The organism is Antrihabitans spumae (genome assembly GCF_043944905.1).
GTDB classification, from domain to species: domain Bacteria; phylum Actinomycetota; class Actinomycetes; order Mycobacteriales; family Mycobacteriaceae; genus Antrihabitans; species Antrihabitans spumae.
In genome coordinates this window covers 13268-27198 of the sequence record NZ_JBIMSN010000165.1, presented here as the reverse complement: position 1 = coordinate 27198, position 13931 = coordinate 13268, and the positions used below count along the sequence as shown (strand labels likewise).

The window sequence follows — 13931 nt, the reverse complement described above, 5'->3', positions numbered from 1 at the left end:
CTTCGAGGGCCTCCCATACGACCCGGAGTAGAAGACGCTGTTGCGGGTCCAACCAGATGGCTTCACGGGGCGAGATCCCGAAGAAGTGAGCATCGAATTGGTCGACTCTGTCGAGAAAGCCGCCTCGAATAGTGCTCATCTTTCCCAACTTGGATGCGTCGGGGTCGTAGAACTTGCGCTTCTCCCACCGATCGTTCGGGACCTCACGGGTGGCGTCAACACCGCCACAGAGAAGATCCCAGAAATCGTCAGGACCAGTCACCCCGCCCGGAAAGTGACACCCAATTCCGACGATGGCAATCGGTTCACGCTGAAGGTCGCTGTGCTGTCGGTCGGTCATAGGTCGTCATCCCCCTTGGAGACCGTCAGGGCCTCGAGTCTCGTCGATAGCTGCGCCAGCAGCAGGTCCTGGGCGCTGTGAATAAAGAAATGGGAACCGGGCAACATGGTCAGATCGAAGTCGGCACCGGCCTGAGCACTCCAAAGCTCTAGATCAGCTCTGCCGACCCTGACGTCATGCAAGCCTCCAAATACTGCCATCGGTACCGCCAACGGTGCCTCGTCGACATAGTCGTAGGTCTCACACACTTCGAAGTCGGCTCGCAATGTGGGCAGAAGCGCCTTCATAAGTTCATCGTTTTGTAGAACCTCTTGTGGTGTACCGTCTTTCGCGAGAACCGTCTTCAATACTTCGTCAGGAAGATGGAAGATTCTGATGTTTGGATTCGGCAGCTGAGGAGCCCTGAACGCGGACAAAAGGAGCTGCTCGGGCTGAGGCCCGCCTGCACGTCGAAGCTGACGGGCTAGCTCGAATGCGACGAGCGCTCCCATGCTGTGCCCGAATAAGGCAAACGGTCTGTCGAGAAGCGGCTCGATGGCGACATGGAGATCGTCGATCAGAGAGCTCAGTCGGCGATAGGCGGGCTGTCCGGCTCTGGACTCACGACCCGGCAGCTGGACAGCACAAACTTCCACGTGACCCGCAAAACGTTCGTTCCAGGATCGGAAGATCGTGCTGCCCCCGCCGGCGTAGGAGAAGCAGAACAGTCGGAGTGCTGCTTCGCTGTTGCCGGTACGCACGAACCAGCCCGAATCGGCAGCAGGTTCGCTCCGTCCGCCACGCAAGCGTTGCAGCAGTTGTGACCGCCGTTCCGGCGGCAGATCCGCAAGTCGCGACCGAAGGTCGTCTGCGGTCAGTGATGGACCGGTCATAGGCGGACTCGTTTTCGATCGAATCCGTCCGTGCGGACAGAGTGAGCTGCGGATTTCATTGACGCACCAATGCCTAGACCATCGTGGGGCTCTGCCGACCGAGCATGATCCATGAGTCGTCGATGGGGTTGAGCTCGTGAGCCTGGCGATAGACCGATTGCAGTTCGGTCAATAGCGGATCTTCTAGCCATCGTTCGATCTGGGGACCTGCTGACAGTTCGTGTTCGTCGCGGAGCCGTTCGATGACGGTGGCGACAAGTTGACCGGCGATTTGCTCGAGCAGTCGAACATTCTTGGCGAATTGGTCTTCGAGTTCGTCGTCCGGCAGCCCAGCTGCCATGCCTTCGTGCAGATCGACAATGAAGGGCAGCAGGGTGTAGGGATCGGCGAAGACTCCTTCGGCGGGACGATCGTCGACTGCGTGCCACTCGCGCGCGAATTGCTGGACTCGGCTGTGAATCTTCCACGCTTGCAAAAGATTACCCATCGCCTGTGGACTGTCACCGAGTCGCGGAAACTTGCCGTGGAAGAAGAGCAAACCGGGAACCGACCAGTACATCATCGTGTCCCAGATGACTTTTGCCACCATGACCTGCGCGTTGCCCATCAGCGGGAATTGCTTCGCGTACGCCACCAGCCAAATTTCGCTGAGGACTAGATAGACCTGGTTATGGGCGATGACTTTTTCCTGGATGTCCTGGCCGGCAAGATCTCGCTCGATCAGGTCCACGATGAGTCCGTTGCTGATTGCCATCAAGTCGCCGCCAGAGGAGTACAGCGGGTCGATCGATACGCCCGCTTCTCCGGTGAGGCACCATCGGTCTTCGGAGAAGACCTGTTTGCAACCGTATGCGTAGTCCCGCATGATTCGAAAGTCTTGAATCTTGTCGCTGTGTTGTTCGATTTCCGCGGCGCACTGCGGCTCGTGAGATTTCAGCCATTCGAGTGCACGATCGAACGTGTTGAAACCCTGATGCGGATGGATGTCGGCGTCCGCGACGATTCCGATACTGGTCGATCCGGAGGCCAGCGGAATCAGCCACACCCAGTAGCCGTGTCCCATCAGGTGGTTGGTGGACAGCCTGCGAGCTCCGCCTCGTCGACCGTACGGTCCTACTTCCACATCGGTGCGCGCCTGCCAGTCGGCATCGGTTGACCACGAGTCGATGGCAATCGGATGCTCCACTCGCAGCCAAGAAGAGTTCGCGCGGTGCTCGACCGGTTTTGCAAGTCCGAGTTGACGTTTCAGCAGACCTGCTCGACCTGTCGCATCCACCACCCAGCGCGCGTGGATCGACCGGTGACTGCTTCCTCCGTCGCTCACCTCGATGAGGTGCTGCTCATCTCCGGCGCGGAGTTCTACCCGATTGACGCGCTGATTCGCGAGGAACCGCACCCCACTACTGGTGAGCAGCTCGCCTAGGTGATTTTCGAGACGGCCGCGGTCGAGCTGGTAGGTGGCGAGAGGCGCCTCCTCGATCTGGCCGAATTCCACGCGACGGGCGATATCGTCGTTTCCATTGTGAGGGAAGAACATCCGGAGTCCGAACTTGCGGAGTTGTTCGGTCTCCAGGTGATCCTGCAGGCCGAGTATGTCGCGGAGGTAGTGGGCTTGCATCTCGACACTGGATTCCCCGACCTTGTGGGCGGCCTCGGTGACCGGATGAGGCTGCCGTTCGATAACGGTCACCGTGAGGTCGGGAAGGGCACCCTTCAACTGCAATGCGAGTGTGAGTCCGGCGATCCCGCCGCCAAGAATTGCAACATCCACGGTGTCGGTCGAAGTTTCGTTCGCGGCCGTGGTCGATTCTGCGCTGGTCATCGCGGGCTCCTGGCGGTTACGGCCACTACGGGCATTGGTGGACGGGTGAGGGTTTCCATCGAGTCCGTTTGGGCGACGATGCCCCGATGGTTGCCGAGGCCGAAGCTGGTCAGCATTGATATCTCCTACTAGGGGTCGACTCTCATTACTGTGCTGAATTTGCGTTAGCTGCTACGCCACAGGTAAACCGACGTCGGTTCGCCCGATCGTCATCCACTCTCTGCTCGTGGGGGTCCGGTGCCTCTCGCGCCGATACGTGGCGAGTAAGTCCGCGATGACCGGGTCCCGCTGCCAACCTTGAATGCGCGCAACAACGTTGTCGGCGGTGTGGTCGGCAAAGTTATCGATGACGGTGCTGATCAGCTGCCCGGCGAGCTGCGCGAACAGTCGCGTGTTCTCGGTGAACCGAGCTTCGAACTCCGGTGGAGTTAGTTCGTCGTCCATCCCAGCGTGGAGTTTCACCATGAAATCCAACGGCGCATAGAGGTCGACGAACTGCGGACCGAGGTCGGAGTCGTCGATCGACTTCCACTCTCGGTAGAACTGTTGAACTCGGTTGCTGATCTGGGTGAGGCGCTGCAGATTGGCAGCGACGGAGGGCACAGTGGCCGCGACACGAAACTTGTCGTTGAAGAACAGGAGACCGAAGACCCCCCAGTAGAAAGCCGTGTCCCAAATTACCTTCGATGACATAACTTGGGCGCTGCCCATGAGGCTGTATTGCTTTTCATAGATCGCTAGCCAGATGTCTGTGACGCTGCGAAAGAGGCTGTCGTGAATCGCCGCCAGCGCGGTGACGTCCTCGCCCGCTAGCGACCGAGTCACAAGATCGACCACCAGTCCATTGCCGATCGCGATGAGATCGAGCCCAGGAGAATAGAGGGGGTCGAGGAAGACGCCGGATTCACCTGTCAGGCACCACCGCTGATCTCCTGAGAAGACCTGCTCGCACCCGTAGGAATAGTCGCGCATCACCCGAAAGTCCTGGATACCGTCCAGGTGCGCCTCCACGGTGGCGGCACATTGCGGCTCGTGAATCCGAAGCCAATCGCGTGCCTTCTCCAAAGTGTTGAAGGAACTGAAGGAGTACGCATCGGCGTCAGCAACGATCCCAACACTGGTCGAGCCCGACGCAAGCCTGATAAGCCATACCCAATAGCCGTCTCCCATCAAGTGGTTGGTCGACATGGCGCGATCGCCTTCATGGATCCGGTCGTTCCAGCCGGGGTCGTCTGTCCATGTGCCGACATCAATGGGGTGCGCAATTCGGAACCATGCGGCGTTCGCCGTATGTTCGACTTCGTTGCGATGGACCCGCCGATGGCGTTGCAGCAATTGACTTCGGCCCGAAGCGTCTATCACCCAGCGTGCGCTGATGCTGCGCTCACTGTCAGGACCAGTGACCTGGATCTGGTGGTGCGCCTTGTCCGACTGCAACTCGATAGCGCCGACCTTGTGACCGTCGAGGAGTTCGACTCCTGCCTGGATACACCGCATGCCGAGTTCATTTTCTAAACGCCCGCGGTCCAGCTGGTAGGTACTGAGTGGCGGGAATACCGAACTCCCGAGCTCAACTCGCTGGGTTATGTCCGAGTTGTCGTGGTTGCTGAAAAACATCCGCAGCCCGAACTTACGGATCTGCTGCGTCTCCAGATGATCGTGCATGCCGAGAATGTCGCGCAGGTAGTGTGCCGCGATCTCAACGGTGGACTCGCCGACCTTGTGGGTGGTCTCCTGGACCGGATGCGCTTGTTTTTCGACGACAACCACGCGAACCTCGGGTAACACTTGCCGGAGCTGCAACGCAAGGGTGAGCCCGGCAGTACCGCCACCCAAGATGGCTACGTCGTAGTCCCCCGGGTCTGTTGAAGCTGTGGTCTGACGTGCGCGTAGTGACTCTATGAGCGCCGCCCTCTGGTCGTCCGACAACTCGGAGAGTCGACGCTGTACCGCTGAAGTCATGGATCCTCCTCGATGAGGAGGGTGGTAGACAACAGTTTCGGCGTGCTTACGCTGCGCGGAAGAATCAGGAAAGTGCGATCGGTTTAGCTGATCGAATGTTCGCCTGAGGCAATGGTGCGCCAGGTCGATCCCACGAACGCCTACTCCCGGCACGGCAACACGAACAGTTCGTATGCGGGTCCATCGCTCGGAAGTGGTTCCTAGGACAGACGACCATAGGTTCGTCGATGCAGTTTCATCATGGAGGCTAGATGCCCAAGCAACCTGCGGACGCGACAGCGCGACAACAGCTCCTCCCGACCGCCGAAGGCGGAGCGTGTAGGTACGAGGCTCGTCTTTTCGGCCCGTTTCAAATTTTGCGCGATGGCAACCCGCTGAAGGATGCGGCGGTGTTGGGGCGCACTAGCGCTCGCACTCTGCTGAAATGGTTTTTGTTGCATCCCGGTGTCCGCGTCGAGTCGGCGACGTTGTGCGAAATCTTGTGGCCTGACAAGCAGCACCCGAGTAACCCGACCAACAGGTTGCACGTCACTCTTCACTATTTGCGTCACCTTCTCGAGCCCGGGTTGGCAGCTCGCCAGCCTTCCGCGTTCATCCGCTCGGATGGCAAGGGGTGGTACTACTTCGACTTCGCGGGGCGCTGGTGGACCGATGTGGGCGAGGTTGAACGACTCTTCGCAGAAGGAAAGGCCGCCGAGGCGCGGGCGGATGCTGAGTGTGCAATCGCGTCCTACGAGCGGCTTCTGGACTATTACGACCGAACTTTCTTGACCGAAAATCTGTTCGACAAAGCTTTCGACTCATCGCGCACTGTTCATGACGTCGCGCACCACACGGCCGAGAGCCGACTTCTTCGGCTCTACTTGGCGCAAGGCCTTACCCACAAAGCACTGTCGTGCGCACTGTCCGTACTGGACCGAGATCCCTACTCGGAAGAGGCGTCAATGGCCATCGCGGAAGTGAGCCTTCTGCAGGGCAACACCGTGACGGCGCGCAGCCAACTTGCCGACCATCTGACGACCATGCGACAAGAATTGGGCGTGAATCCCAGCCCGTCCGCATCGCACCTGTGGGGGCGCATCAACATCACGCAGTGACGTGTTGGTTGGCGGCGAGTCGTGCACCACCGACTGGATAACGTGGCGGAGACCTCTTCTGGCAGCCGTCCGTACACGATCTCGGGAATGAGAATATTTTCTCGCCCACGCCTGGATCTCCTACCGGTGACGAGTCAGGCCAGAAGGTCAGGTTCGCCGGCCCTCTCGTAGTCCGCGGCGAATTACTGCAGGATGGCGAAGCATTTTTGGACCTAGCGCGAGCGACACTACGGTCAGCGGCAGCCATGGACGAATGTGTGGAGTCAACCGCTGAATGAGTCCGTCGCCATCGAGTTCGATCACCATCGTGTCGGTGATTGCCATCCCTGCAACAGCGGCGTCGAAGATCGCAACTCGGGTGTCGCCGTCGATGAGGGTCTGCCGCCAACGCAAGTTCGTAAGATTGCTGAACACAGCGCCGAGAAGGACACGGAGGTCATCGTGTCCTTTGAACACCATGCTGCCGGACACCGGTGGTATCAGTTCAGCGGTGGGCGACAACGTCGCGAGCATCCCGTCGACGTCATTCGACTCCACGGCGTGGCAGAACTGACCGACGGCGTCGAGCGTTTTTAGGTCTCCCATGGGCTTCCCTTTCGAACGGACGTCTTGTTCTGGAATTCGTTGCGCGGCAATCGACCTGGTCGATAAAAACACGGGACTTACGTTTTTGCAAGTCTTCTTGAAATTCTCAAGCAATGCAAGCATAGCCCGCCAAACAACAGGATGCAGCGAGCGCGATCGTGCGAGGGGACAAATCACACACACCCCAAGCTCGGGTCCAAATACACCCGAGCCTGGAGCCACCTCCCACTGATCGGACGCTTCGTCCCCGACCGTTGCGACAGGGAAGGCGTCACAGCCATGCACCCTCAGGCGTCGCTTGCAACTTTGGGCGCAGCTTTGCGTTCCTCCCCCATCGGGCCGAACACGTATCCCTCTTTCCACGCACGCCGCTCGAACATCCGCTGAATCGGTGTGGCAGCAAATGTGGTCACGATCGTCATCAGCGCAAGAATGGTGTAGAGCTCGTTCGTGATCAAACCTGCGGACAGGCCAATGTTCAGCAAGATCAACTCCATCAGACCGCGCGCATTGGCAAGTGCACCCATCGAGCTGGCCTCTCTCCACCCCATACCTTGCCAGCGGGCCGCGAGGGTGACGCCGCCGAACTTGCCAATGAAAGACACAACAAGGATTAGCACTGCCACAAGTAGCGTCGAGGGATCGAGAATGAGGCTCAGCTCCGTATTGAGTCCGGAGTAGATGAAGAAGGCCGGCAATAACAGGTAGGCGACCAGCGGCTCGAAACGATCCTTGATGGTGTCGAGCAACTCGCCGCGCGGCATCACAGCTCCAGCGATGAATGCACCGAACACCGAGTAGATACCGACATAATCCGTGAACCAGGCGCCAGCGAGCACTACCAATAACACAATTGTGAGATGAGCGATCGGTATTCCACCGGCAACTTGATCGTCACCACGTTTTGGCGTCCATGTATTAAGCCGCGCGAGCCAACGGCGCGCGACGAACATCATGAAGAGCAGATAACCGATTCCACCAACAATCGTCAGCAGTGCTCCGCTCATTTCCTCCTTTGTCGTAGCGACCACCACCGCAAGAAGAATCCACGCACAGGCATCGTCGACTGCTGCACACGACAGCGACATCGTGCCTAGTCGTGTGTTGAGCAATCCGGAATCGTAGATAATCCAGGCCAACATTGGAAACGCGGTGACCGCGACAGCGGCGGCAACGAACAAGCCGCCCTGCCACGGTTCTACTTTTTCGGTGAAGAAGTCCGTGCTCGACGACACCATCAGCCAACCGACGATTCCACCGAGTACGAGTGGAAGGCCCACCCCAGCCGCAGACGTGGCGCCTGCTTGCCGAATGTGCGAGCTCAGGATGTCGAGTTTGAACGACGCTCCGACAAGGAACATATACAGGACAATGCCGAGTTGACCGACGACGTAGATCGCAGTCAAATTCGGGTGCGTAATCGATGTGCCTCCGACGTCGACTGTAGCCGGGAACAACCAGCGCTGCGCCGTTGGCCACACCATGCCCAGCACCGAGGGACCCAGGACGAAGCCGGCAACCATGATGGCTACCACTTGAACTTGCGCAAGTTTACGAAACAGTGGCCATATCAGACGATATGTTGCCATGATGACAAACATTTGTAGAAAAAACAGAGTAGCGATGTGCATCAATGTCGGCATGTCTGGCTCCCCAGGGCAGTGTTGACGTAATAGAACGTTGGTCGCTGCAGATGCACAAGAAGGCATCCACTCACATAAATAGTTGAAATCGACGAGTCTGCCTCGACGCGACTTACCAGTCAGATGACGGGACTAGAGAACTGCACTCCACTACCCGAACTAGCGCGAGGACGAATTATCAATATGGATAATCATGACTCCATCCCTTCATCAAAAGCCACCAGATAGATACTCCCAGGAGGATGTAGACAACTAATGCCAACACCGACTGGGCGATCGGCACAGTCTTTCCACGCGATAAAGTATCGATCCAACTGAACCGTCTGCCGAAGTCGCGATTCAGTTCATGCTCATCGGATCGCAGAGACGTGCTCTCGATGTCGATGACGTTCAACAGAGATGCGCGCTCGACGTCATCGTCCACTTTTTGGATTGCCAAACGCGCTAAAGCCAGATTGGTCTGCGCGGCGCCCGCATTCCCTAATTTTCGGTGGCTTCCCGCGATTCCCACCAACAACGTCGGATAGAGGCCCGTCAAGACGTTCCCGTCCTGCTCGTCGACATCGAGAGTCATAGTCAGATGCTCCGCAGCACCGAGCGCCCGCAAGTTCCACATCAACTCCCGAAGTGGATCCTCTTCCAAGTCCGCGAGTTGGGCAGCGACAACGCACCGATGGAGCGGATCGCCGGACGAGACCGATTGATCCCACAATCGCTCGAAGTGGCTTTTAGCGTGCAACGGATCAGTCAACAAATCCAGCTGCCGGTCGCCGCGAAGCCGATGCGGATCGAACGATGCGTCGCTCCACATGGTCGGTTCGCCTCCTTCTACCGGCAGCAGGTGCCGGCCTGGGTTCTCATCGCCCTCCAGCACTCGACTCACCGCCTCTCGAACATCCATAGGACCTGCAAGATCGCTCTGAGTCTTGATCACGAGCCCCGGAAGCGATCTGTGTCGAACAAGTGATTGCTCCCGTTTGATTGAGCCGCACAAGTACCGAGTTGCCTCGCGACGTGCACGTGTGTCGAAGCTTGTCCGCTGCGTATTTCTCAGGACTTACGTCGGTTGCAAGTCGAAGCGTTTGTGCGACCAGCTCGACGACATCGAAGTCACCGACTATGACGGGCACAACGAATACGCACTTTCGTGACGGCGGCAGTGAAGCTGCGCCGTGGGGTACCGACCGACTTCATGCGAACGCGCCACAGAGACAAGACTTTTCGACATGGCGGCGGACACCGACGTTGTCGGCACCGTAGGTGTCGACGTAGAGTGTCGCAGCCGCCGAGTACGACAACGGCTTGCTGGGGCCAAAGAAGCTACGTGCGTGCAGCTCTAATCTGACTCCGACGGTCAGAAGTCTTTGCGAGCAACCGTATCTCTGCTCACTTCGACCAGCCGTTCCCACCCATCTGCCAAACCGAGGCTGGCAAAGGTCTCACGCATCAGAGTGTTGAAAACGGAGCCTGACTCGATCAGCTCCTCTTCGATTTGACCGAACACCTCGATCATGAGAACGCCATACAGCCTGGCCCAAGCGAGCTTGAACAGCCACCCCATACCCACGCCTTCAACGCCGAGCGAAGCAAGGAACGGACTATTCGAGTTGGTTGCACCCTTCTGGATGACAGAGCTCAGCGCTGGGTCCAAGTCTTCGGCTGATGGGGCAGAAATGAGCCCCAGCGAGTGCAACTCGACAAACAGCTCGGCGAAATAGTCTGCGAACGGATTCGCGTTGTCTTCGCCCTCGACATTTGGAAAGGAGACAAAAACGTTGGTGCCAGCGGAGCGGGTTGCGGCAAACGGGTTGGCGAACGCCATTTGAAATTCTGTTCTATGAGCGAGCGCCCAAAGCCGAAACATCGTGGCCGACGCCGCGAGACGGGCAGCCGGGTCGTCGGGCGGATAGTAGTCGCGGGCTTTGGCCATCGCCGCGACTACGTCGCTGTAAATGTCGTGGGCGACCAGCTTATGCAATCCATCGACACTCTTGATATATCGGTATAAGGCCGGTGACGTCATCCCCATCTGGGTGGCGACAGCGCGCAAGGACAGATCGTGCCCCTCCCTTAACAGCTGCCGCGAGACTTCGACGATTTCGTCGTACGTCTCTAGCCGGCGGCGCTCGCGGCGACCCATGATCGACACCTCGATCGACATCTCCACCTCCCCGCTGCCTGTCACGGTTGGGGGTAGCCCACCGAGGATGCGTCTCGCACCATCCCAAAGCTAACTCCGCCTATGGACTGTTCGACCGGCTTTAGTTCACCACTAAGAATCTGGTCGACAATTTCAGTGCGGAGCCGTTGCCCTTCGACCTGCCTTGACCACTGCGGTTGGCACCTACTGAAACGTCTAGGGTCGTTCATCGAGGCCAGTCCCCCGAACGCGTCTAGGTTGCGAGCCGAATGCTGTGAATACTGTTGGCCCGCTCGAAGGTACGAGACCACGGTGATCGCCGCCTTCCGCTATCCCGGAGATGAGTGTGGCATTCGCGTGACGGCCTCCCCCTGCCCGTAACCAGGGTATCGGCAAGCTGGAACATGAGAGTGGGGTTGACCGCGACGCGCTAGCGCGTCATGACGAAGATCTGACTTTCGCAGCTAAAAGAATGTCATGTCAATGACCTCGGCGGTTCTATACGGTCGCCGCAGTCGCCGTGAAATGACTGCGCCAGGCGGAAATCGGTGTCGGCGACCCCGACGCTGCGATTTCGTGCCGCCCTCTCGTGAGTACTTCCGCGGCATCCTTGCTGGAAATCCCGCCGAACACCTGACACGCCAGATCTGTGTGTGAAGCCTGGTTGCCTGCCAACACTCTCGTCCACGCTGCGGTGGCCGCACCCCACGCCAGTCTGTCCCGATACCGTTCGGCTATCTGACAAATCCGATCGAGGCCAGCCTGATCGGTGCCGCCGCCGTAGGCGCAGGCCATACCGACGCCATTCCACAGGTCACCATGCCGATCTGGCTGGAATCTGGCAACGGTTTCCGCTGCCCGATCGATGCGTGCGCCGCTAGAAAACCAAATTGCGCGACCTAGGCCCTGGTCGAACAGTGAATGGCATTGTGTCGAAAGATGATTCGGACGTGCCGTTTTCGTGATGTAGCGGCGACGCTCGAAGAACCCGCCGTGAAAGCCATACCCGTCGACGATTGCCCAACCGAGCAACGGATCGAGGTCACCCAGATAGCGTTCGGGTTGTCGCCGTAGGCGGGCGAGAGCCAGACCGAGTCCGACGTAGACGGTGTAGATATGCGAACTGCCCGGACCGTCGAGGAAAGTATCAAGACGCTTCTTCCGCGGGTTCATGAGGTCCAATGCACCCAACCCCATGCCCGCACCCTCGTAGGCGAATCCGCTGAACACTGGATCAACACCCTGCAGCCGGACACCGAGCACTGCTGCGTTGCTGTCCTCCAACGTCGCGTTGTAACCCAACGCCAGCGATTCGGCCACGGGAGCGAATCGTTGCCAGGCTTCGGGTTCGAAGCCTGGCTTGCTGAATACCTTTCGAGGTGCGGGTATGCCGAAAAGTCGGCGACGCACGCTGCCTAATGCAGTCATCGATCAGCCCTCGCTGTAATCGTGTGTGGGTGGCGAGCAGTCCATGCCGCTCGCAGACTTTGGCGCCATTCTTCGTAGCTGGCGGCGGATGCGCCCTGCGAAGAACCGGCGGCGCGTTCAGTGGCGGCGATTTCTGCGACTGTTGCACTGTCTTCGCCCCACGAAATGGTGCACGCAAGATCGGTGTGATCGGAGGGGTTGCCACCTATTTGCCGGAAGTCGGCTGCCACAGCCACTCCGACAGCAAACTGATCCGCGTCCGGTCCAGCCGCGATCACAAGCCGAGTCAACGCCGCTTCGTCAGCGACCGCGGCGGCGTACGCGCAGGCCAACCCCACACCGCTCCACAGATCGCCACGCCGATGTACTGGGAAGCGCCCCACGATGTCAGCAACCCGTTGCGTGTTCGCTGCGCTGGTGAACCAAAGGCTACGGCCGAGTCCGCAGTCGAACATCCGTGCTGCATAGCCTGTGATGCGCCGAGGTCTGACCTGGCGTTGCAGACTTCGCTCAGGAGTAAAAAAGCCGTGGTAGAAGCCGTATCCGTCGAGAATCAGCCACCGCTCGTTGTCCTCGTATCGACTCATGACACGAAGAGGGTTCACCGGCATCCGCGGTAATGCGAGACCTGCACCGATGTACAGCAACGGTTTATGCGCGCCGCCAGGGCCGTTCAGAAGGCCTGCAAGTCGCTTCTTGTGGGGCAACATGCAGTCCAGTAAAGACAGTCCCATTCCGACACCTTCATACGCGACACCGCGTACGTCGTTGTCGGCGCCGTTCAGCATCGGGCCGAGTGTGTCGAAGTCAGGGTGGTCGACCGTCGTCCAGAAACTATCCACCAGGGTATTGGCGACGGGCGCAAAATCCTGCCACACCCGGTCGATGTCGTCCTGAACCCCGAACTGCTGAGCCGCGATCTTCGGAAATTCGTCGGCTGACAGCCGCAAAACCGGCTTGAGGAACGTGCTCAAAGTGATCAACTGAGCATTCCTGACTGTGTCGGGGCGCACGCATCGCCACAGTGAGATGCGGGACGGCGGAATGCGGTCCGCCCGTGATCCTTGCGCTGGGATCTCATTCGAACCGTCGAAGAATCCGCTGGCGAAGGAGTGCGTATGCCGGCACGTGGGGCACGGTAGGCAGACCCTGCTGCAAAGAGTTGACGATCGCGGCAGCCTCCTCGGACGGCATACCGCAAAGCACCTCACTTGCGAAGTTGTTGTGGTCGGCGGGGTTGCCGACATGGTGGCGGATGCTGGCTGACATTGCGACTCCGACGGCAAGGTGTCCGCGGCGCTCGCCCGCGACCTCGCGCAAACGTTCGACTGTCGAACGATCGACCCCACCGGTATATCCGCAGGCGAGCCCTACTCCCTGCCATAGGTCTGCTTGTCGCGATTCGGTGAATCCTGCGATCGTGGCGGCGACACGATCGACATCGGCACCTGATGAAAACCAGATGCTGCGTCCCATCCCGTGATCGAAGACCCGCAGCCCGTATCCGTGTAGTCGTCGCGGAAGACGTTGTTGGATTACGTAGCGGTCGTGTGCGAAGAACCCTTGATGAAAGCCATACCCGTCGAGGACGGCCCAACCGAAGAGTGGATCTTCCAGCCGCTTGCGAAACGGCTCTGGGTTGAGCCTCATCCTTGCCAAGCCCATACCGGCACCTAGGTAGATGCCGAATATGTACGGCGCGCCTGGACCGGTGGCGAAAGCGAGGGTGCGGCGTTTTGTTGGCAGCAGAGTGTCGAGGGCAGCCAAGCCGACACCGGCACCCTCGTAGGCGAAGCCGGCCAACTCTTTGTCGTAAGCATCCAACTTGGGGACCAGGGTCTCGAACCGTGGGTCGAGCACGGTCATCTGGCAGCATTCGGTCACGGTGAACACGACCTGCTTCAGCCGGGCACTTGATGGGTCATCGCCGATCGCCGGCGGCTTCAGCGTTGCCTCCGACACCGCAAACACTTTTCCCAAGAGATTGCCTGCGACCGCGCGAAGCTTGCTTTCTTCTGCGGCAGGATGGATTTCAGTGCCAG

At 59.0% G+C, this 13931-nt stretch carries 12 protein-coding genes; 1 reads left to right on the top strand and 11 read right to left on the bottom strand.

The features are described 5' to 3' along the window. The 4 genes from ACHIRB_RS30570 to ACHIRB_RS30555 all read right to left on the bottom strand — a co-directional run. The coding region (locus ACHIRB_RS30570; RefSeq protein WP_395127836.1) for a beta-ketoacyl synthase N-terminal-like domain-containing protein at positions 1 to 340 on the bottom strand (340 nt) is incomplete at its 3' end. After that, positions 337 to 1080, bottom strand: a complete 744-nt coding sequence (locus tag ACHIRB_RS30565) for a thioesterase II family protein (protein WP_395115493.1) — start codon at positions 1078 to 1080, stop codon at positions 337 to 339. The genes ACHIRB_RS30570 and ACHIRB_RS30565, both read right to left, overlap by 4 nt. 205 nt (positions 1081 to 1285) lie before the next feature. Further along, positions 1286 to 3034, bottom strand: coding sequence for an NAD(P)/FAD-dependent oxidoreductase (locus tag ACHIRB_RS30560; RefSeq protein ID WP_395115492.1), 1749 nt, complete (start codon positions 3032 to 3034; stop codon positions 1286 to 1288). A gap of 171 nt (positions 3035 to 3205) precedes the next feature. Then, entirely contained in the window at positions 3206 to 4996 is a 1791-nt protein-coding gene (locus ACHIRB_RS30555) for an NAD(P)/FAD-dependent oxidoreductase (protein ID WP_395127835.1), read from the bottom strand. Between the two features lie 356 nt (positions 4997 to 5352). On the opposite strand from ACHIRB_RS30555, the gene ACHIRB_RS30550 reads away from it, so the two are divergent. Next, positions 5353 to 6093: an AfsR/SARP family transcriptional regulator gene (locus ACHIRB_RS30550; RefSeq protein ID WP_395127834.1), complete on the top strand. Its 741-nt coding sequence runs from the start codon at positions 5353 to 5355 to the stop codon at positions 6091 to 6093. Positions 6094 to 6240: 147 nt separating this feature from the next. Here ACHIRB_RS30550 and ACHIRB_RS30545 read toward each other — a convergent pair whose 3' ends face one another. The 7 genes from ACHIRB_RS30545 to ACHIRB_RS30515 form a co-directional block, all read right to left on the bottom strand. Then, the gene (locus ACHIRB_RS30545) at positions 6241 to 6678 is read right to left on the bottom strand and encodes a nuclear transport factor 2 family protein (protein WP_395115489.1); all 438 of its coding nucleotides are present in this window, start codon (positions 6676 to 6678) and stop codon (positions 6241 to 6243) included. Positions 6679 to 6965: 287 nt separating this feature from the next. Continuing rightward, a complete protein-coding gene (locus tag ACHIRB_RS30540) occupies positions 6966 to 8321 on the bottom strand; it encodes a cation:proton antiporter (protein WP_395115488.1) in 1356 nt (451 codons plus the stop codon). A gap of 178 nt (positions 8322 to 8499) precedes the next feature. Further along, a complete protein-coding gene (locus tag ACHIRB_RS30535; RefSeq protein ID WP_395115487.1) occupies positions 8500 to 9195 on the bottom strand; it encodes a hypothetical protein in 696 nt (231 codons plus the stop codon). A gap of 480 nt (positions 9196 to 9675) precedes the next feature. Beyond that, positions 9676 to 10482: a TetR/AcrR family transcriptional regulator gene (locus ACHIRB_RS30530; RefSeq protein ID WP_395115486.1), complete on the bottom strand. Its 807-nt coding sequence runs from the start codon at positions 10480 to 10482 to the stop codon at positions 9676 to 9678. Positions 10483 to 10959: 477 nt separating this feature from the next. Next, a complete protein-coding gene (locus ACHIRB_RS30525; RefSeq protein ID WP_395115485.1) occupies positions 10960 to 11889 on the bottom strand; it encodes a DUF1702 family protein in 930 nt (309 codons plus the stop codon). Next, positions 11886 to 12902 carry a DUF1702 family protein gene (locus tag ACHIRB_RS30520; protein ID WP_395127833.1) on the bottom strand — a complete coding sequence of 339 codons (1017 nt, stop codon included), beginning with the start codon at positions 12900 to 12902 and terminating at the stop codon, positions 11886 to 11888. Before ACHIRB_RS30520 ends, ACHIRB_RS30525 begins: the two co-directional genes overlap by 4 nt. A 64-nt stretch (positions 12903 to 12966) precedes the next feature. Continuing rightward, entirely contained in the window at positions 12967 to 13851 is an 885-nt protein-coding gene (locus tag ACHIRB_RS30515; protein WP_395115483.1) for a DUF1702 family protein, read from the bottom strand. Positions 13852 to 13931: the final 80 nt, after the last annotated feature.